We start from the raw sequence: 18,245 nt of genomic DNA, 5'->3' as shown, positions 1-18,245 counted from the left end.
AGCACCGCTTGGTTTTTCACGGGGCGCGCCGCATGATTTCCTTATTTGGTGAGAATTGGATAGTTTTGGCGGCGCCTTTGTTGCCATCCTGTTCTTGCCGCAGGGAGAAACACATGCAACTCGCGAATCTGAAAATTTCCGTCCGCCTGGGTCTGTTGGGCGCTTTTTTCTTTCTAGCGCTGCTGTTCGTCGGCGTACGCGGCTGGAGCGCGCTCGACGCGGCCAGCGCGCGCGGCAACGAGGCCATGCAGCGCGCCGTGGCCCTGACGGAAGCGGTCGACGCGGCGCGCAGCGCGCAGGTGGAATTCAAGATCCAGGTGCAGGAATGGAAAAACATCCTGCTGCGCGGCGGCGATGCGGCCACCTTCCAGCGCTACCGCGAAGCGTTCGTCGCCAGCGGCGCGCAGACGCGCAAGGAATTGAAAAGCCTGCAGGCCATGATGGCGGCGCTGACGCTCGATACGGCGCCCGTGGAGCATGCGCTGCAGGCGCACGATGCGCTGGGCGTGAGCTACCTGGCGGCGCTGCAAAAATTTGATGGCGCGCGCGCCGACAGCGCCCAGACCGTCGATGCGCTGGTCAAGGGCAAGGACCGCGAACCGACGCGCCAGATCGACGCCATCGTTGCGACCATCGGCAAGCAGTCGCACGCCCTGATGGCGCAGATGAAGGAGCAGGACGCCGCCGCGCACCGCAGCGCCAGCATCGCCATGCTGGCCACCGTGCTGGTGACCCTGGTCATCGGCAGCGTCACCGTGTGGTGGCTGATCCGCAGTATCACGGTGCCGCTGGGCGCCGCCGTCGGCATCGCCCAGCAGGTGGCGGCGGGTGATTTGCGCGCCGTGGTGGCCGATGGCAGCCGCGATGAAATCGGCGACCTGCTGCGCGCCTTGAAGGCGATGAGCGGCAACCTGGCCGCCATCGTGGGACGGGTGCGCGCCGGCACGGACGCCATCGCCACGGCGTCGGGGGAAATCGCCAGCGGCAACATGGACCTGTCTTCGCGCACGGAGGAGCAGGCCAGCTCGCTGGAAGAAACGGCTGCCTCGATGATCGAGCTGACGTCCACCGTGCGGCAGAATAACGACAACGCCGACCAGGCGCGCCAGCTGGCTGGCGGCGCGTCCGACGTGGCGCAGCGCGGTGGCGAGGCCGTGGCGCAGGTGGTGCAGACCATGATGCATATCAATGCCTCGTCGAAGCGCATCGTCGACATCATCGCCGTCATCGACGGCATCGCTTTCCAGACGAATATCCTGGCCTTGAATGCGGCCGTGGAAGCGGCCAGGGCCGGCGAGCAGGGACGCGGCTTCGCCGTCGTTGCGACGGAAGTGCGCAGCCTGGCGCACCGGTCGGCAGCGGCGGCCATGGAAATCAAGCAGCTGATCGGCGAATCCGTGCGCACGGTGGAAGAGGGCAGCGTGCTGGCCGGCCAGGCGGGGCGCACGATGGATGACGTGGTGAGCAGCGTGCAGCGCGTCAACGCCATCATCGGCGAGATCGCCGTGGCCAGCGTGGAGCAGCGCGACGGCATCGAGCAGATCAGCATCGCCATCAGCCAGATGGATGGCGTGACGCAGCAGAACGCGGCCCTGGTGGAGCAGGCCGCTGCGGCTGCGGATGCGCTGCAGCAGCAGGCGGCCAGCCTGGCCGACGCTGTCAGCATCTTCAAGCTGCACGGCACGCCCGGCGCGGCCGCACCGGCGGGCGCCACCCCGGCCCGGAGGATGTCGCTGGCCTGAAGCAGGCGTGCCTCCGCGCCGCTTGATGCCAGTCAAGCGGTGCCCGATCAGGCAACTATCGCGCCGAAATTCTTATACTATTTCCTTTCCGCATGGTTCTGCGCCCGGCCGCATGGCGCGCGTTGCAAAGGAAAAGCATGTCTTCCATCTCTTGCCTGGCGGGTGACGCATGACGGCGCTGCTGCTGGCGCTGTGCCTGACCCTGGCCATGGTGCTGGCCGTGCTGCTGGGCTGCCAGTGGCAGGCGGCGCGCACGTGGCGCATGCGCCATGCGACCGGCGCGGTGCTGCAGGCGGCGCAGGCGCGGCAGATGGCAGATGCGCTGGCGCTGCTGCAAGCGCTGCCGGCGGCCATCATCGGCACCGACCACGATGGCGTGGTGCGCTACCTGAATCCGCGCGCCAGCGCCATGGGCGGGTTGCTGGGCGACGATGGCCTGGGCCAGCCCGTGACGCAGCTGCTGCCGCTGTTCCATGACGGCACGCCCATCGATGCGGCGCGCCAGGTACGCGACTGCGTGGCCCAGCAGGAAGTGCTGGAAGTGGCGCGCGGCGCCGTGCTGCTGCGCCATCTCGACGGCAAGCGCATCGACGTCCAGTACAGCTGCGCGCCGCTGGCGCAGGGCGGCGCCGTGCTGCTGCTGCACGATGTGTCGGCGCGCCGGCGCGCCGAGCAGCAGCTGGAATTCATCGCCCACCACGACGGCCTGACGGGGCTGCCGAACCGCCTGCATTTCCAGATCCGCTTCGAGCACGGCATCGCCTACGCGCGTCGCCACCAGGCTTTGCTGGCCGTGCTGTTCGTCGACATCGACCGCTTCAAATCCATCAACGACAGCCTGGGGCACGACGTGGGCGACCAGGTGCTGACGGAGTTCGCGCGCCGGGTGCAGCAGTGCGTGCGCAAGGTCGATACGGTGGCGCGCCAGGGCGGCGACGAGTTCATCATCCTGCTGACGGAATTGCGCACGGCGCACGATGCCGAGCGGGTGGCCGAGAAAATCGTCGGCGCCATCGCCGCACCCTTCGTCATCGGCGAATACAGCCTGTCGGTGGCGGCCAGTGTGGGCGTGGCCCTGTATCCTGACGATGACGACGACGTCAATGCGCTGATCGAAAAGGCCGACCTGGCCATGTATGCGGCCAAGCGCCACGCGCCGGGCACCTGCCTGCGCTACGCGCCGCGCATGCAGACGCAATCGTATTCGCGCACCATCCTTGAGACGGCCCTGCGCCACGCGCTCGAACGCAACGAATTCGCCCTGTTCTACCAGCCGCGCATGGACTTGAGGACGCGCACGATCACGGGCGTGAAAGCGCTGCTGCGCTGGAAGCACCCGGAACTGGGCCTGATGATGCCGCTCGACTTTCTACCGGTACTGGAGGAAATCGCCTTGATCCTGCCGGTCGGGGCGTGGGTGATGGCCACGGCGGTGGAACAGGCGCGCAGCTGGATCGCGCAGGGGCAGATGCTGACCGTGTCGGTCAGCCTGTCGGCGCGCCAGTTCTACCAGCGCGACATCGCGCGCAATTTCGCCGCCGCGCTGGAGGCGGCCGGCGTGCCGGGGCATTGCATCGAGCTGGAAATCGCCGCCGCCATCCTGATCGACCGCAGCCAGAACTGCGAGCTGATATTGCGCCAGTTCCGCCAGCTGGGCATGGCGATCGCCATCAGCGATTTTGGCACGGGCGACGCTTCGCTGAACTACCTGAAACGCTTTCCCACGGATGCCGTGAAGATCGAAAAGTGTTTTGTCGATGACGTGGGCAAGCCGGGCGGCGATGGCGCCATGGTGCGGGCCATCGTGGCGATGGCGCGCACGCTCGGACTGCGCACCATCGCCGGCGGCGTGGAAAGCGGCGAGCAGCTGGAACTGCTGGCCGAGATGGGCTGCGACGAGGCGTTTGGCTACTACCTGGGCCGCGCCATGGCGCCCGAGGGCATCGAGGCGCTGCTCAAGTCGCCTAGCCCGGCCTGACGGACAGCGCCGCCAGCAGCACGGCAGCCAGCACGGCCGCGCCGCCGATGACGCGCGCCAGGCGCATGGCCTGGTGGGGCGCGTAGGGCAGCAGCCAGATCAGCAGCAAACCGCAACCCGTCAGGCTGCCGACCCAGTAGACGAGGCCGTAGCCGCCGCCGGCGATGTGCATGGCCCAGGCCAGGCCGGCCGCCAGCGCCAGCCATCCGGCCCACTGCAGGCGGCGGCGTAGCGGCGCGGGCGGCTCGGCGCCACGCCCGTGCAGGTCGGCGTAGTGGCGGTCCATCGCCAGGCACAGCGAAGCCAGGCCCGCATAGCACAGCGCGAAGACGAGAAAATTCGACAGCAGCTCCATCACGCGGCCTCCATCGTCGTTGCCGGCTTGGCGGCGGGTGTGGGTTTGACCGCCTTTGCGGGCAGCGGTTTCAGCTTGAACGCCGCATACGCGAGGCCCAGGCCCAGCACCAGCACCACCAGGTCGAAGGCGGCCACCGCCACGGGGCCGCGGCCCAGGAACAGGGTCACGCCCAGGTGCGAATCGGTGGTGAAGACGTTCAGCACGGGCAGCGACGCCAGCAGGAAGGCGCCGGCGGCCAGCTGCATGCGCCACATGGCGCGCGAGGGGCGCAGCTGGGCGATGATGGCGGCCAGGGCCCAGGCGCCGAAGAAGCAGGCGATTTCCTCTTTCGGCCGCTCTTCCATCGCCACCGGCAGCAGTCGGTTGGCCCAGAAGTAGGCGCCGAAGGCGATCGGGATGCCGGCGATGGCGCCGATGTTGAGCGCTTCGACCAGGCGCAGGCCGAAGCTGGCGCGCTTGCCGGCGGCCAGCGCCTTGGCCTGCTTCTGGCGCGTCTTGACGGCCCACAGCAGGGCGCCCGTGGCGACCATGGCGCAGCCGGCCAGGCCGGAGAGGAAGAACAGGGCGCGCAGCAGCGGGCCGCCGAAATGCGCAATGTGCAGCCCATACATTATGCCGTGCGTGGCGGCCGCGCCGGGCAGCGCGTCGCCATTGGTCGACAGCAGCTTGCCGGAAACGCCATCGAATTCCATCGATGGCTGCTTCGACGACATGTCGCGTCCGGATGCGCGCGACAGCGTCACGGTGGCGTTGGCGTCGCCCGGGTGGTTGACGGAGATGCGCTCGACCTTGCCGCCGCCCCAGTGCTGTTCCGCCTGGCGCACGAGGGGCGCCAGTGGCGTCAGCGGCGCGGCCACGCCGGCCCGCTTGCTGTCGCCCGAGCGGCCCGGGAACGCTTCGGCGAAGAAGGCGTCCTGGTCGCCCTTGTAGGCGGCCGTTGCGCCGGACGGCATGTACAGGAACATCAGGGTGACCAGGCCCGTGTAGGTGATCATGATGTGGTAGGGCAGGGCCAGCACGGCCGTCACATTGTGCGCGTCGAGCCACGAGCGCTGACCCTTTTTCGGCCGGAACGTAAACAGATCCTTGAAGATGCGCTTGTGCGTGACGATGCCGCTGATGATGGCAACGAACATGAACATGGCGCAAAAGCCCACGATCCAGCGGCCCCAGATGGCCGACATGTAGTGCAGGTCGAAGTGCAGGCGGTAGAGGAATTCGCCGCCCCGCGTCTCGCGCGGCTTGGACAGCACCTCGCCCGTGGCCGGGTCGGCTTTTTCGCTATGAAAATTGCCGCGCCGTCCGCGTTTCTTTTCGCCTGGCTTCGACGGTTTGCTCCAGCCCAGCAGCGTGGCGGGACTGCGCTCGCCGGGCAGGCTGATGAACCAGCGCGTGGCGCCCGTGGCCCGCTCTTCCATCGCTTGTTGCGCGACCTTGACCGCTTCCTCGGTGCTCACCTGGCTGGCGGCGGCGCCGTGCAGTTCGGGCTGCATCCACAGCGTGATTTCATTGCGGTAGTAGCTGGCCGTGCCGGCGCAAAACACCAGCAATAAAATCCAGCAGACGAGCAGGCCGGACCAGGTGTGCAGCCATGCCATCGACTGGCGGAAACCTTCTTTCATGCGAGACTCCAGGATAGTGCGTCCATCGATTGCAGGATGGCGGCGATGACGGCGGCGGGGATCAACAGCCCGAGCCAGGCGCGCAGGGCGCTGCGCGTGGCGAAGACCCACATCACGGCGCAGGTATAGATGGCAAACGACAGCAGGGTGGCCGTCATGACGGCTTCGGCACGGGCCATGGGCAGGCTCACCGACAGCAGCATGGTGAGCAGCGCGGCCAGCACGTAGCCGCCGACGATGGCCGCCACGCTGCGCGACGCCACGCCGAGACGGTACACGGCGCCGGCGGAGAGCCGCAGGCGCGGCATTTTAATGGTGGCTGGCGCTTGCATGGTCAGTCGTGATCCTTGCTCGGTGGCTGGGCCGGGCCGGCCGGCAGCGGCGTCACGCCTTGCGGCTGCACCAGGCTCAGGGTGGTCACGAACATGGCCTTGTCATAGGCTTGCGCGCCGCGCTGGCCGGCCGTCTTGTCCGTGTGCTGCACTTCCAGCACATAGCTTCCCTTCCATGGCAGCGGGAAGCTGACCAGGCCTTGCGCATCGCTCCACGCTTCCTTGCCCCAGCCCGATTGCACCACGGCGTTGACCTTGGCTTGCGCCAGCGGCTTGCCCTGGTAGCTGACCTGGAACTGGCCCGGTTTGCCGGTCGGCACCAGGTCCAGGGTCAGCGCGGGCGCCTGCGCCTTGCCGTCGGCGATCAGGCGCGCGGCGGGAATCCACACGGTGCGCGTGCTCTTGCCATCCTTCTTTTCTTCCCACGACGGGTAGTTGTCTTCCTCGACGATGATGCTTTCGCCGGCGCCCGCCTTGCCATTCAGGATGAACGCGCCGGCCGTCTTGTTCGCCTGCAGCGGCTGCGCGCCCTTGGCCGACAGCCACGTCACGTTCCTGATGCTGAACTTGTCCAGCAGGCCAGGCGACGCTTCGCGCAGGTTGTCGCCGAATTCGCCGAAGTACACGCTGGCTGCCTTGCCGTCCTGCTGCAGCCAGATCTGGTGCGCGCCGGCGTTGCCGCAGGCGAGGGCCGCGCCCAGCAGGGCGGTGGCGAGGACGCCGAGGCGCGCGATGGAAGTGAGGTGCATGGTGTATCCCTTATCTTCTTATGTGAAATGGAAAAAGCGGCCGCGCTCCCGGGGGACAGCGGCCTGCGATGCATCAGTACTGGTGGCGCAGGTTCAGCGCCACGTTGCGCGGTTCGCCGTAATAGCCGCCGTTATAGAAACCCACGCGGCGGAAATACGTCTTGTCGAACAGGTTGTTGACATTCAGGCTGGCCGACAGTTTCGGGCTGATCTGGTAGCGCGCCATCAGGTTGGCCAGCACGTAGCTGCCCTGGCTGACCCGGATCTTGCTTTTGTTCGGCAAGGTGGCCGTCGTCCAGATTTCGTTCTGCCAGTTCAAGCCGCCGCCGATGGTGAGATCTTGCAGCTCGCCCGGCAGGCGGTAGGTGGTCGAGACGCGCAGCATGTTGGTCGGCTGGATGGTGTTGGTCACCACGCCCTTGCCCGTCTTCGATTTGCTGTGCGTGTAGCCAGCGAACAGCTGCCAGCCGCTCAAGGGGCTGCCCGACACTTCCGCCTCGTAGCCGCGGCTTTTCGTGCCCTTGCCCGCCGAGACATAGGGGCGGCTGCCGTCCGGCAGCACAAAGGTCAGCGGCACCGATCTGTCCTCCTCGCCCAGGTTGTCCTGCTTGGCTTCATACACGGCGAAAGAGGCGTTCACGGCGCCGTCGAAGAATTCGCTCTTCACGCCCGCCTCCACGTTGCTGCCCGTGATCGGGTCGAGGAAGGCGTTGTGCTTGTCCTTCAGGTTTTGCGGCTTGAACAGGTCGGTATAGCTGGCGTATAGCGAAGTGCTTTTGCTGACGTCGAGCACCACGCCCGCGTACGGCGTGACGACATCGTCCGTCTTGTAGGCCGAGCTGCGCTTTTCAAAACGGCCCTGGGTGTCGTAGCGGTCGTTATACGTTTCCCACCTGGAGACGCGCGCGCCGGCCAGCACCTTGAAGCTGTCCGTGACGTTGATGCGCGTGGCGATGAAGGCGCCGGACTGCTTGGTGGTGGCGACGTCGCGCGCGCCAGTGCGCGTGAGCACCGGCTCGGGCACGTCGCCCGTCCAGTGGCGGAAGTCGGGGATGGTGGTGGCGAATGGCAGCGGATCGGGCAGCAAGGTTTCATTCGTCGTGCCGGTGCGCTTCCAGCCGTTCACGCCCAGCACCAGGTCGTGCCGGCGGCCGAACAGGGGGAAGGTGCCGTTGGCCGACAGGTCGAAGTTGTCCTGCTTTTCATCGTAGGGGAAGGCGCCGCTCCAGACTTCCAGGCCGCTGCCGTCGCGTTTCGGATAGCCGCTGCCGCCGTAGAACAGCTTGCCGTTCGAGGAGCTGTCCAGGCGCCCGTAGGCGGCCTTGATCTTCCAGTCGTTGGCAAAGCGGTGTTCGAGGTAGACGTACTTGTTTTCGAATGCGCGCTCCCAGCTGCTCCACTTGGCCGCCATGTTGAACGAGCGGGGCATGTTGGCCGGCGTGCCGTCCGCGAAGAACAGGGGTGTGGTGCCCCAGCTCGTGCCTTTCGGCGTGTTCTTTTGATAGTCGATGCCGGCCGTCAGCAACGTTGCAGGCGTCAGGTCCGCCTCGACGATGACGGCGCCCACCAGCTTGCGTTCCTTGTACAGGTCCATATGGGAATGGCGGTTCTGGCCCGCCACGACGACTCTCCCGCGGATGCTGCCATCGGCATTGAGCGGCGCGCTGATGTCGCCTTCCAGCCGGACCTTGCTCCACGAACCGACCGTCAAGCCGGCCGAGGCGGCAAACTCCTTGCCGGGGCGCTTGTGCAGCATGTTGATGGTGGCCGACGGGTCGCCATTGCCGCTGACCAGGCCCGTGGCGCCGCGCACGATTTCGATGCGGTCATAGATGGCCGTGTCGAACAGCGCATTGGAGCCGGAATTGACGGCCACGCCATCGATCTGATAATTGCCGATGGAAAAGCCGCGCGCCGAAAAACTGGTGCGTTCGCTGTCGTTTTCCTGCACCGTCACGCCCGTCGACTGCACCAGCACCTCGGCCAGGCTGTTCAAGCCCATGTCGTCCATGCGCTGGCGCGTCACCACGGAAATCGATTGCGGCGTTTCGCGGATGGACAGGCCCAGGCGCGTGGCCGTGGCCATCTGTCTGGTCGTGTAGGAGCCAGTATGCTCGGTCGATGCCTTGTCTTGCCGGCCCAGCACCTTGATTTCGCTCAGGGTGGCTTCCTCGGACTTGGCCGGGGCGTCAGCGGCCAGCACCGCGCCGGCGCCCAGCGCTGCCGTCAGCAAGGCCGAATGCACGGCGATGGCCAGCGGACGCAGGGTGACCTTGGAAACGGGTGGGGAAAACGGGCCGGCAACCATGCCGGCCAGCGAACGTGCTCGCGCCATGAAACATCCTTCTTCTCGTGTGCCCGCCGTCGCGCGGCTGGCATTTTTTTTGGTATGGAAGGCTTGCTTGGCGGTGGTGCCTGGCTGGCGCAATGTGTCATCCAGCCGCGCATCAGTCGGGCGACTGTGCGCAAACTCGGGTGGGAGTCTAAATGTGAATGAGAACTATTCTTATTATAATGTGGGGTTGCGAGACATGCAAGAGTGCAAGTTGTCAACGCGCACGTCCGCCCCATTGCTGGCGGCGGCCGTGCAAGCGCGCAAGCGCGGGCGTTTACAGCTGGCCGCGCAGGGTCAGCATGGCGTTGCGCGGTTCGCCATAGAAGTTGGAGCCATAGGCGGCCCACACGCGCGTGTAGTATTTCTTGTCAAACAGGTTGTTCACCGTCAGCGACAGCTCCAGTGTGGGACTGAGGCGGTAGCCAGCCTGCAAGACCACCGTGGTGACGGGCCCCTGTTCGAATTTCACGGGCCCGTTCAGGCGGTACATGCTGCTGACGCTGCGCAAGCCGCCGCCCACGCTGACTTTATCGAGCGCGCCCGCGAGCCGGTAATTGCTCCACAGGTTGAAGTTGTGGCGCGGCGCGATGAAGGTGTACAGCTGCGCCTTCTGGTCGTCGCTGCCTTCGAGGGTGCGCGTGCTGGTGTAGGAATAGCCGCTCGTGATGTTCCAGCCCGGCAAGGGGCTGCCGCTCAGTTCGGCTTCCACGCCCTGGCTGCGCATCTTGCCGGCGCCGATGGAAAACAGCGGGTTGGCTGGGTCGGGCATGACGCGGTTCTCGTCTTCCATGCGGAACAGGGCCGCATGCGCGTTGACGTTCTTGTCGAACAGCTCCGCCTTCAGTCCCAGCTCGAATTGCTGGCCCGTGCGCGGTTTCAGCGTCTGGCCGGCAGCGTCCGTAGTGGACTGGGGCGAGAAGATGCGCGTGTAGCTGCCGTAGGCCGATACTTGCTTGTCGAGCTCGTAGACCAGACCCGCATACGGCGTGAATTTCGCATTGATGGTGTTGCTGACATCGGTGAACTGGTTGAAATACGCGTTGCGGTTGACGGTATGGTTGTCCCAGTGCGTCAGGCGCCCGCCCAGGTTGACGGCCAGACGCTCGGTCGCTTGCAGGCGGGTGCGCGCGTACAGGCCGAACTGCTTCGTGCGATTGTCATTGCCGTTGGAAAAAGTATAGCTGGGCTGGGCGATATTGTTATCCGGATGGAAGATGTTGATCGGCGCATTGTCTCCGCCGCCATACCGGAAATTCTTGTGCACCTGGCGGTAATCGGCGCCCACGATCAGGTCGTGGCTGCGGCCGAACGCCTGGAACGGCGTGGCCAGCCAGGCGTCCAGGCCCTGCGTCTTCCAGTGGCTGCGGTAGTTCCAGCTGATCAGGCAACTCTCGCCCGTGACGGGGTCGGCCGAACAGTCGGACCAGCCAAAGTTACGCGATGGCTCGTCCTGCTCACGGTACAGGGCGGTCACCTTGAACTGGCCGCCATTGTCCAGTTTGTGGTCGAGCTCGGCAAAGTATTCCGTGACCTTTTCCGTGATGTGGTTCCACGCCGGATCCAGGTACGTTGAACGGGGTACGTCGAGCAGGCGCCCGTCTTCATACGCGGGCAGGCCGAAGGCGGGACGGCCCTGGTATTGCTGCCAGGTGACGCCACCCGTCAGCACGGTGCCCGGCGCCACGTCGATGGCAACGGTGCCGTACAGCAAGGGCTTTTCCGCATACACATGGTCGACGAAGGAGCGCCGGTGTTCGTAGGCGGCCACCAGGCGGCCGCGCACCTTGCCGTCCGCGCTCAGGGGGCCCGTGACGTCCGCTTTCGCATAGTAGCGGTCCCAGGAACCCGCGCTGAGCACGCCGCTGGCGGCGAAGGTGTCGCGCGCCCGCTTGCGCACCAGGTTGATGGTGCCGCCCGGGTCGCCCGCGCCCTGGAACAGGCCGGCGGGGCCGCGCAGCACTTCCACCCTGTCATAGATGGCCAGGCCGAAACCGGCCGACAGGTCGTTGCCCGTGCTGGCCGGCGTCATCACGCCATCGACCTGCACCGCATCGAGCGCATAGCCGCGCGAGTAAAAATTGCCGTGGTTGCCACCCGTGCTGCTCGCTTCGACGGTGATGCCCGTCACGCCGCGCATGGCGTCGTCCAGGCTCAGCAAATTCTGGTCGTTCAGCTGCTGGCGCGTCAGCACGGAGACGGACTGGGGAATCTCGCGCAGGCTTTGCCGTCCCTTGCCGATACTTACCGCCTGCGCCGCATACGACTTGGTCAGTTCGGTATCGATCGCCGCCTCCTGGCGCGCGCTGACGGTGATTTCCGCCAGGGTCGCCACCTTGCCCGTGGCGGCGGGCGCGGGGCGGATGATGACGCTGTTGCCATCGATGGCAGCCGCCAGGCCGCTGCCGGCCAGCAGGCGCTCCAGACTGTCGGCCACGCTGAGGGTGCCGCTGACGGCGGGCGCCGTCTTGCCGGCCACGAGTTCGGGCGCAAACAGCAGTTGCAGATTGGCTTGCCGCGCCAGTTCATTCAGGGCTTGTCCCAGCGGCTGGGCGGCGATGGCCAGCTTCACGGTGGGCGCCGTTTGCGCCTGTGCCTGGGGGATGCTGCCCAGGGCCAGCATGGCGGCCAGGGCGAGGGGAGCGGGTGTCAGATTGAGGCGGGGGGACCACATGTTGCATTTCTCCAGGTTAATTTGGTGTCGATTAACTTGGTAGACGCGGCAGTGCGCCAAATCCTCACCTGCGAATGCGAACTATTTGCATTTATTTTTCAGGCCGCCGCATCGCAGGGGCTTGCGCCGGCATTTTTGCCGCCATGCGGATCTCGCTGACGCCACCATCGCGCACGACGTGGACGGGCAGCAGCTGCGGCAAGGCGGAGGCGAAGCGGTCGAGCTGGGTCAGGCTGAAGCTGCCGCCGATGCGCAGCCTGGCCACGGCGGGATCGCGCACGGCCAGGCCCGTGTCGCCATAGCGGTCGAACTCGGCCAGCGCCGCGCCCAGCGGCACATTGTCGAAGGTGATCCTGCCTGCGCGCCAGGGCGCCACGCTGCCTGGGGCCAGGCTGGCGACGTCGGACAAACGGCCGCCGGCATCGCTGCTGACGCCCTGGCCAGCCGTCAGCGCGACTTGCTCTTGCCGCGCGCCCGCCACGCGCACCAGACCGTGCTGCACGGCCACGCGCAGCTGGCCGTCGTGTTCGAGCGTGTTGCGCACGGAAAATTGCGTACCCACCACCGTTACCGTCAAAGGGCCGCTGACCACGTCGAACGGTTGTCCTTGCTTCGCTTGCACCTGGAACAGCGCTTCGCCGTGCGCCAGGCGCACTTCGCGGCGCTGGCGGTACACGGTGACGTGCAGCTGCGTGGCCGTATCGAGCTGAACCTTGCTGCCGTCCGGCAGGGCGACGGCCAGGCGCTGGCCGCGCGCGGTGGCATACGACTGGCTGAAGACGGCTTGCTGTTGCCACCACTGGTAGCCGCCCCCGCCCACACTCAGCAGCAGCATGGCGGCGGCCGCATACGGCAGCGCGCGCAGGGAGCGCAGAAGCGGGCGGCGGGGGGCGGAGGCTGGCGGGCCTTGGGGCACGTGCCAGCGCGCGGCGACCTGCGCGGGAATCCGGCGCGCCGCGCGGCGCGTCTGCTGCAGCTGCGCATATGCTGGCGCGTGCAGCGCGTCGGCCGCCAGCCAGGCGGAAAATTCGGCCTGCTGCTGTGCATCAAGGTTGTTGCGCCGGCTGAACCAGGTGGCGGCCGCCAGCGCCACGTCGTCTTGCGTGGCGGCAAAGTCGGCGTACTCGCGCAAGTCCGCCTGCTCCTGGGCCGAGGGGCCGAAATCGTGGCGGGGCGGGTGGGCGGTCATGGGCGCCATTATGTGGCTTCCCGCAAAGAATGCAACTGCGCCTGGCAACTGAGCATGCCCCGCGCGATATGTTTTTCCACCATGCTCACGGAAATACCCATGCGCGCGGCGATCTGCGCGTGCGGCAATTGCTCGAACACGTGCAGCACGAAGGCGTCGCGGCAGCGAGGCGGCAGGGCGTCGATGGCGGCCACGCAGGCTTGCCAGTCCTGGCTGCTTTCCAGTGCCTGTTCCGGCTGCAAATGGCGCGGCGCGGCCGGATGCGCGGCCTCCGGCAGGACGTCGAGTTCCTCGTGCTGGCGCAAGGCGGCGCGGCGGTGCTGGTCGATCAGCAGGTTGCGCGCCGTGCGGTACAGCAGCGCGCGCGGTTCGCGCACGGCCGCTTCGCCCAGCATGCGCGCATAGCTTTCCTGCACCAGGTCGGCAGCAGCCTCGCGGTTGCGCAAGCTGCGCCAGCAAAAGTTCAATAGTTCTTGGTAGTAGCGTGCAACCACGGCGTCCGATGTATGAGTCCGCAGCCAGGAATGCCGCATATGAGAATGATTCTCATTATATGCCATGGTGGGCAGGCGGCGCTAAGCGGCTTGCCGCACCGTGGCAGACGTACAACGCTTTGCCGCTGGCCCGGCATGCGTTAACATGGGGAGTTAATAGGGAGGCAACATGACTATACAAATCATCAATACGGCGCCGATGGCCGGCCAGCGGCCAGGCACCTCGGGCCTGCGCAAGAAGGTGGGCGTGTTCAGCCAGCCGCAGTTTCTGGAAAACTTCGTGCAAAGCGTTTTTGACACGCTCGGCGACTGCCATGGCCAGACTTTGGTGCTGGGAGGCGACGGGCGATATTACAACCGCGCGGCCATCCAGACGGTGTTGCGCATGGCGGCCGCGCACGGCTACGCGCGCGTGCTGCTGGGGCAGGGCGGCATTTTGTCGACGCCGGCCGTCAGCTGCGTCATCCGCAAGCATGGCGCCAGCGGCGGCCTCATCCTGTCGGCCAGCCATAATCCGGGCGGCCCCGATGGCGATTTCGGCATCAAGTACAACATCGCCAGTGGCGGCCCGGCACCCGAGAAGGTCACCGAGGCCATCTACGCCTGCACGCAAACCATTACCGAATACCGCATCAGCGACGCAGCCGACATCGACCTCGATGCGCCGGGATTGGCGCGCATCGAGCAGATGACGGTCGAAGTGATCGACCCGGTGCTTGACTACGCGGAACTGATGCAGCAGCTGTTCGACTTCGACGCCATTCGCGCCCTGTTCGCGGGCGGCTTGCGCATCTGCTTTGACGGCATGCACGCCGTCTCCGGCCCGTATGCGACGGCCATCCTGGAAGGCAGGCTGGGCGCGCCGAAGGGCAGCGTCATCAATGGAGTGCCCCTGGAAGACTTCGGCGGCGGCCATCCGGATCCGAACCCCGTCAACGCGCAGGAATTGATCGCCATCATGGCATCCGACGATGCCCCCGACTTCGGCGCCGCCTCGGACGGCGACGGCGACCGCAACATGATCGTCGGCCGGCGCTTCGACGTCACGCCCTCGGACAGCCTGGCGATTTTGGCCGCGAATGCCATTGTGGCGCCCGGCTACCGCGCCGGCTTGTCCGGCATCGCCCGCTCCATGCCGACGTCGGGCGCGGCCGACCGCGTCGCCAGCGCGCTGGGCATTCCGTGCTACGAGACGCCGACGGGCTGGAAGTTCTTCGGCACCCTGCTCGACGCGGACATGGCGACGCTGTGCGGCGAGGAAAGCTACGGCACGGGCTCGAACCACGTGCGCGAAAAGGACGGCCTGTGGGCCGTGCTGTTCTGGCTCAACCTGCTGGCGGCGAAAAAACAGTCGGTGGAAGAGATCGTGCGCGCGCACTGGGCCACGTATGGCCGTAATTACTATTCGCGCCACGACTATGAAGACATCGACAGCGCCGGCGCGCAGCAGCTGATGGACGCCGTGCGCGGCCAGCTGGCCGCCTTGCCGGGCCGGGTACTCAATGGCTACACGGTGGCGCTGGCCGACGATTTCAGCTACACGGACCCCGTCGACGGTTCCGTGGCGACGCAGCAGGGCATCCGCATCATCATGACGGACGGCGCGCGCATCGTGTTGCGCCTGTCCGGCACGGGCACCGAGGGCGCCACCCTGCGTCTGTACCTGGAGCGCTACGAAGCCGATCCCGCGCAGCATGGCATCCCGACCCAGGAAGCGCTGGCGGGACTGATCGCCGTGGCCGAGCAAGTGGCGCAGATACGCGAGCGCACGGGGCGCGACGCGCCGACCGTGACGACGTAAAAAAAGGGCGCCCGAGGGCGCCCTTCTTCATTGCGGCAGATCAAACCGGCATCATGCTTTTGCCGGGATGGCCGTCTGGCGGTAGTTGTCGACCATCTTGTAGCGCTTCGCATACAGGCCGAAGGCCAGCATGGCGACGGCGGCAAAGGCGGCGAAGAAGAACATCTGGAAGGCCGTCACGCTGATGCCGCTTTCGGCGATCTTGCCGATCACGCCTTCGTTCATGACGCTGCGGTTGACGATCAGCACCCACAGGTTGCCCACCGTGGTCGACAGGTTCCAGAAGCTCATGATGGCGCCCTTCATCGACACGGGCGCCTGGCTGTACGCAAACTCCAGTCCTGTCGCCGAGACCAGCACTTCGCCAAACGTCAGCAGGGCGTACGGCAGGATCTGCCACATGATGGAGACGGCGTTGCCGCTGTCGAGGGCCAGTTGCAGCAAGCCGATGACGATCCAGGCCAGCGAGGAAAAGCCGATACCGGCCGTCATGCGGCGCAGGGCCGTCGCTTCCAGGCCGAAGCGGTTCAGCATCGGGTACAGCACCAGGTTGTTGAACGGGATCAAGAGCATCACCAGCATCGGGTTCAGCGCCTGCATCTGCGCCGGCAGGAACCAGCTTGGTTTTTCCATGGTGTTCGCCTGCACGATCCACGTCGAAGCCTTCTGGTCGAACAGCGAGAAGAACGGCGTGACGAGGGCGAAGATGACGAGGATGCGCAGCACGGCGCGCACGCCTTCGACGGCTTCGTCAGGGTGGATGCCGCGCGCGCGTTCCAGCTGCATGGCCGTGCCGATGCTGCCGAAGGCCAGCAGCAATACCAGCGCGGTACACGCGGAAATCACGAAGCCCCATTCGGAAATGCTGTAGAACGCATACAGGGCGCCGATCACGCCGACGTAGGCCACATACAGGCCGGGACGCGAACCGCCATCGACGCGGGCCAGCAGGGCCGTGCGGGCCACGCGGGTGAACGAATCGGGGTTCGGCGGTGCCGGCGGCACGTGCACGTATTTCTTGGCGCCCATCCAGAAGACGAGGGTGGCGGCCAGCATCATCAGGCCGGGGATGCCGAAGGCGATCGACGGACCGTAGTCGCGCAGGAACATCGGCATCAGCAGCGAAGCGAAGAAGGAGCCGAAGTTGATGATCCAGTAGAACAGGTCGAACACCAGCTTGGCCTTGTGCTTGTTGGTCTGGTCGAACTGGTCGCCGACGAACGAAGCGACGAGCGGCTTGATGCCGCCGGAACCGAAGGCGATCAGGAACAGGCCGAAATAGAAGCCGTTGACGCTGTTTTCAAACAGGGCCAGGCAGGCATGGCCGGCGCAATACACGAGGCTGAGCCAGAAGATGGTGTTGTACTTGCCAAAGAAGCGGTCGGCCAGCCAGCCGCCCAGCAGCGGGAAGAAGTACACGCCGATGACGAAGGTGTGGAACACGTGCTTGGCTTCGCCCGTGCGCTGGTCGATCGGGATCATCAGCAGCAAGGTGCTGATGAGGAATGGCGTCAGGATGTTGCGCATGCCGTAAAAGCTGAAGCGTTCGCAGCCTTCGTTGGCGATGATGTACGGTATTTGCCGGGGCATCTTGCCCGTGGCGGTTTGTGTCTCGGCCGATGACATTGGCTCTCCCCAAGTTTTTTTTGTAAGCCGCGATGCTAAGGCCTGCCGCGTTTGCTTGCAACAGAAAAAACGGCCTGTCTGCTATTTCGCAGGGATTTGTAAGGTATTGATTTTCATAAAGACATTACTTTCGGCACTTGCACTGGCACTGGCACGCGCCGGGCGGGGCAGCAATAGTTGCATTTGCAGCATGCCATCCGATGCGGGACAGTCCTCCAGGGTAAAACCGCAAGCCAGGTAGAGGCTCAGTGCCGCGTGGTTGTCCTGTGCCACGGCAAGGCGCACGCGGCCCAGTTCGGGAATGGCGCAGGCATGGTCGATGGCCGCCTGCACCAGTTGCCGTCCCGCGCCGCGCCCGCGCGCCAGCGGCGCCACGTACACGCCCCACAGGCTGGCCTTGTCATGCACGACGGCGATCGGTTCGCGGCGCAGGCCGGCCATGGCGATCAATTGTTCCTTGTCCAAAACGCCAAATATTATTTGGTGGGAGGTGGCGCGCAAGCGCTCGGCTATCTGTGCCAGCGGCAAGCTGCTTTCCGCCGCATGCGTGGTGCAGAAGCCAGCGGGCAGTTCGGCGATGCCGGCCAGGCGCAGCGCGCGGTAGGCGCTGGCGTCGTCTGGGGTGAGGGGGCGGACAGTGATGGCGGGCATGTGGGCGAGTATCGGGCTTCGATGCCAGAAAGTAAAGCTTGCGCTGCAAGGCAAGCGTCCCCGGCCATCGCGCCCGCAGCCGGCGCAGGGCGTTACTGCGTGGCGATGCGCTGCAGGGGCGCGCTGTCCTTGCGCCATTGTTCCAGGCTGATCAGGTCGCCGCTGACGATGTCGTCGACGAGGATGCGCTTGCCGTCGGGCGTGACGACGAAACTCTCCCACCGGTGCGCCGCGTCCGGCGTGTTTTCGACAAAGCTCAGCTGATAACAGGCGACGCCATCGACGAGGCGCGTCTCGGGCGACGTTTCCATCACGGCGCCATGGGCGCGGCCGCCCGATGCCTTTTCGATATGTGCCGACCACGCCTTGATTTCCGGCAAAGCCATCAGCGCATCGACGGCGCGCGCGTTCTGTTCCTGCGCCGCCCGGCTTTGCGCGGCCGGGGCATTGACCTCGTGCGGCGCGGACTGCTGGTGCAGGTAGAAGGCGCCGAGCCCGGCTGCCAGCAAGCCGGCCAGGATGCCGGCGATGATGGTGGTTTTGGAAGAAGAGGCGCGTGGCGGCATGATGGTGGCATGAGAAAGAAGGACGATGGCGGCCATGCTAAAGCAAAACGCGCAGGCGGGCAATCGCCGGGCTTGCCAACGGGCTTGCTAAATGAATAGGCGAAAAAAAGCCACCTTCCGTAGAAGATGGC

The 18,245-nt window shown here is 65.9% G+C and carries 14 protein-coding genes; 3 read left to right on the top strand and 11 right to left on the bottom strand.

What is annotated here, in order from left to right:
* The first annotated feature begins 113 nt into the window (after window positions 1-113).
* Window positions 114-1,742 carry a methyl-accepting chemotaxis protein gene (locus AC54AF_RS07040; RefSeq protein WP_496635959.1) on the top strand — a complete coding sequence of 543 codons (1,629 nt, stop codon included), beginning with the start codon at window positions 114-116 and terminating at the stop codon, window positions 1,740-1,742.
* Between the two features lie 169 nt (window positions 1,743-1,911).
* Window positions 1,912-3,720 carry a putative bifunctional diguanylate cyclase/phosphodiesterase gene (locus AC54AF_RS07035; protein WP_496635958.1) on the top strand — a complete coding sequence of 603 codons (1,809 nt, stop codon included), beginning with the start codon at window positions 1,912-1,914 and terminating at the stop codon, window positions 3,718-3,720.
* Here AC54AF_RS07035 and AC54AF_RS07030 read toward each other — a convergent pair.
* From AC54AF_RS07030 to AC54AF_RS06995, 8 genes are all read right to left on the bottom strand, one after another.
* Entirely contained in the window at window positions 3,707-4,075 is a 369-nt protein-coding gene (locus tag AC54AF_RS07030; protein ID WP_131688553.1) for a DUF3325 family protein, read from the bottom strand. The genes AC54AF_RS07035 and AC54AF_RS07030 overlap by 14 nt on opposite strands.
* On the bottom strand, window positions 4,075-5,700 hold the full coding sequence (locus AC54AF_RS07025; protein ID WP_496635957.1) for a PepSY-associated TM helix domain-containing protein: 1,626 nt from the start codon (window positions 5,698-5,700) through the stop codon (window positions 4,075-4,077). The genes AC54AF_RS07030 and AC54AF_RS07025 overlap by 1 nt, the downstream gene beginning before the upstream one ends.
* The gene (locus AC54AF_RS07020) at window positions 5,697-6,032 is read right to left on the bottom strand and encodes a DUF3649 domain-containing protein (protein WP_496635956.1); all 336 of its coding nucleotides are present in this window, start codon (window positions 6,030-6,032) and stop codon (window positions 5,697-5,699) included. The genes AC54AF_RS07025 and AC54AF_RS07020 overlap by 4 nt, the downstream gene beginning before the upstream one ends.
* A gap of 2 nt (window positions 6,033-6,034) precedes the next feature.
* Window positions 6,035-6,781, bottom strand: coding sequence for a DUF4198 domain-containing protein (locus AC54AF_RS07015; protein WP_496635955.1), 747 nt, complete (start codon window positions 6,779-6,781; stop codon window positions 6,035-6,037).
* 73 nt (window positions 6,782-6,854) lie between these two features.
* Window positions 6,855-9,116, bottom strand: a complete 2,262-nt coding sequence (locus AC54AF_RS07010; protein ID WP_496635954.1) for a TonB-dependent siderophore receptor — start codon at window positions 9,114-9,116, stop codon at window positions 6,855-6,857.
* 274 nt (window positions 9,117-9,390) lie between these two features.
* A complete protein-coding gene (locus tag AC54AF_RS07005) occupies window positions 9,391-11,787 on the bottom strand; it encodes a TonB-dependent siderophore receptor (protein ID WP_496635953.1) in 2,397 nt (798 codons plus the stop codon).
* 91 nt (window positions 11,788-11,878) lie between these two features.
* Complete coding sequence (locus AC54AF_RS07000; RefSeq protein ID WP_496635952.1) at window positions 11,879-12,985, bottom strand: FecR family protein; 1,107 nt, start codon at window positions 12,983-12,985, stop codon at window positions 11,879-11,881.
* A complete protein-coding gene (locus AC54AF_RS06995; protein WP_496635951.1) occupies window positions 12,985-13,470 on the bottom strand; it encodes a sigma-70 family RNA polymerase sigma factor in 486 nt (161 codons plus the stop codon). Before AC54AF_RS06995 ends, AC54AF_RS07000 begins: the two co-directional genes overlap by 1 nt.
* Before the next feature lie 169 nt (window positions 13,471-13,639).
* Here AC54AF_RS06995 and AC54AF_RS06990 point away from each other — a divergent pair, with 169 nt between their 5' ends.
* On the top strand, window positions 13,640-15,271 hold the full coding sequence (locus AC54AF_RS06990) for an alpha-D-glucose phosphate-specific phosphoglucomutase (protein ID WP_496635950.1): 1,632 nt from the start codon (window positions 13,640-13,642) through the stop codon (window positions 15,269-15,271).
* Between the two features lie 51 nt (window positions 15,272-15,322).
* On the opposite strand, the gene AC54AF_RS06985 is transcribed toward AC54AF_RS06990, so the two are convergent.
* The 3 genes from AC54AF_RS06985 to AC54AF_RS06975 all read right to left on the bottom strand — a co-directional run bounded on the left by AC54AF_RS06985 (window position 15,323) and on the right by AC54AF_RS06975 (window position 18,150).
* Window positions 15,323-16,897, bottom strand: a complete 1,575-nt coding sequence (locus tag AC54AF_RS06985) for a POT-type proton-dependent oligopeptide transporter (protein WP_496635949.1) — start codon at window positions 16,895-16,897, stop codon at window positions 15,323-15,325.
* A gap of 81 nt (window positions 16,898-16,978) precedes the next feature.
* Entirely contained in the window at window positions 16,979-17,548 is a 570-nt protein-coding gene (locus tag AC54AF_RS06980; protein WP_496635948.1) for a GNAT family N-acetyltransferase, read from the bottom strand.
* A gap of 92 nt (window positions 17,549-17,640) precedes the next feature.
* Window positions 17,641-18,150: a hypothetical protein gene (locus AC54AF_RS06975; RefSeq protein ID WP_496635947.1), complete on the bottom strand. Its 510-nt coding sequence runs from the start codon at window positions 18,148-18,150 to the stop codon at window positions 17,641-17,643.
* Window positions 18,151-18,245 lie beyond the last annotated feature (95 nt).

Source organism: Janthinobacterium sp. JF4 (assembly GCF_059617925.1).
The sequence above is the reverse complement of the archived record's forward strand: the minus strand, read 5'-3'. Positions and strand labels throughout refer to the sequence as shown.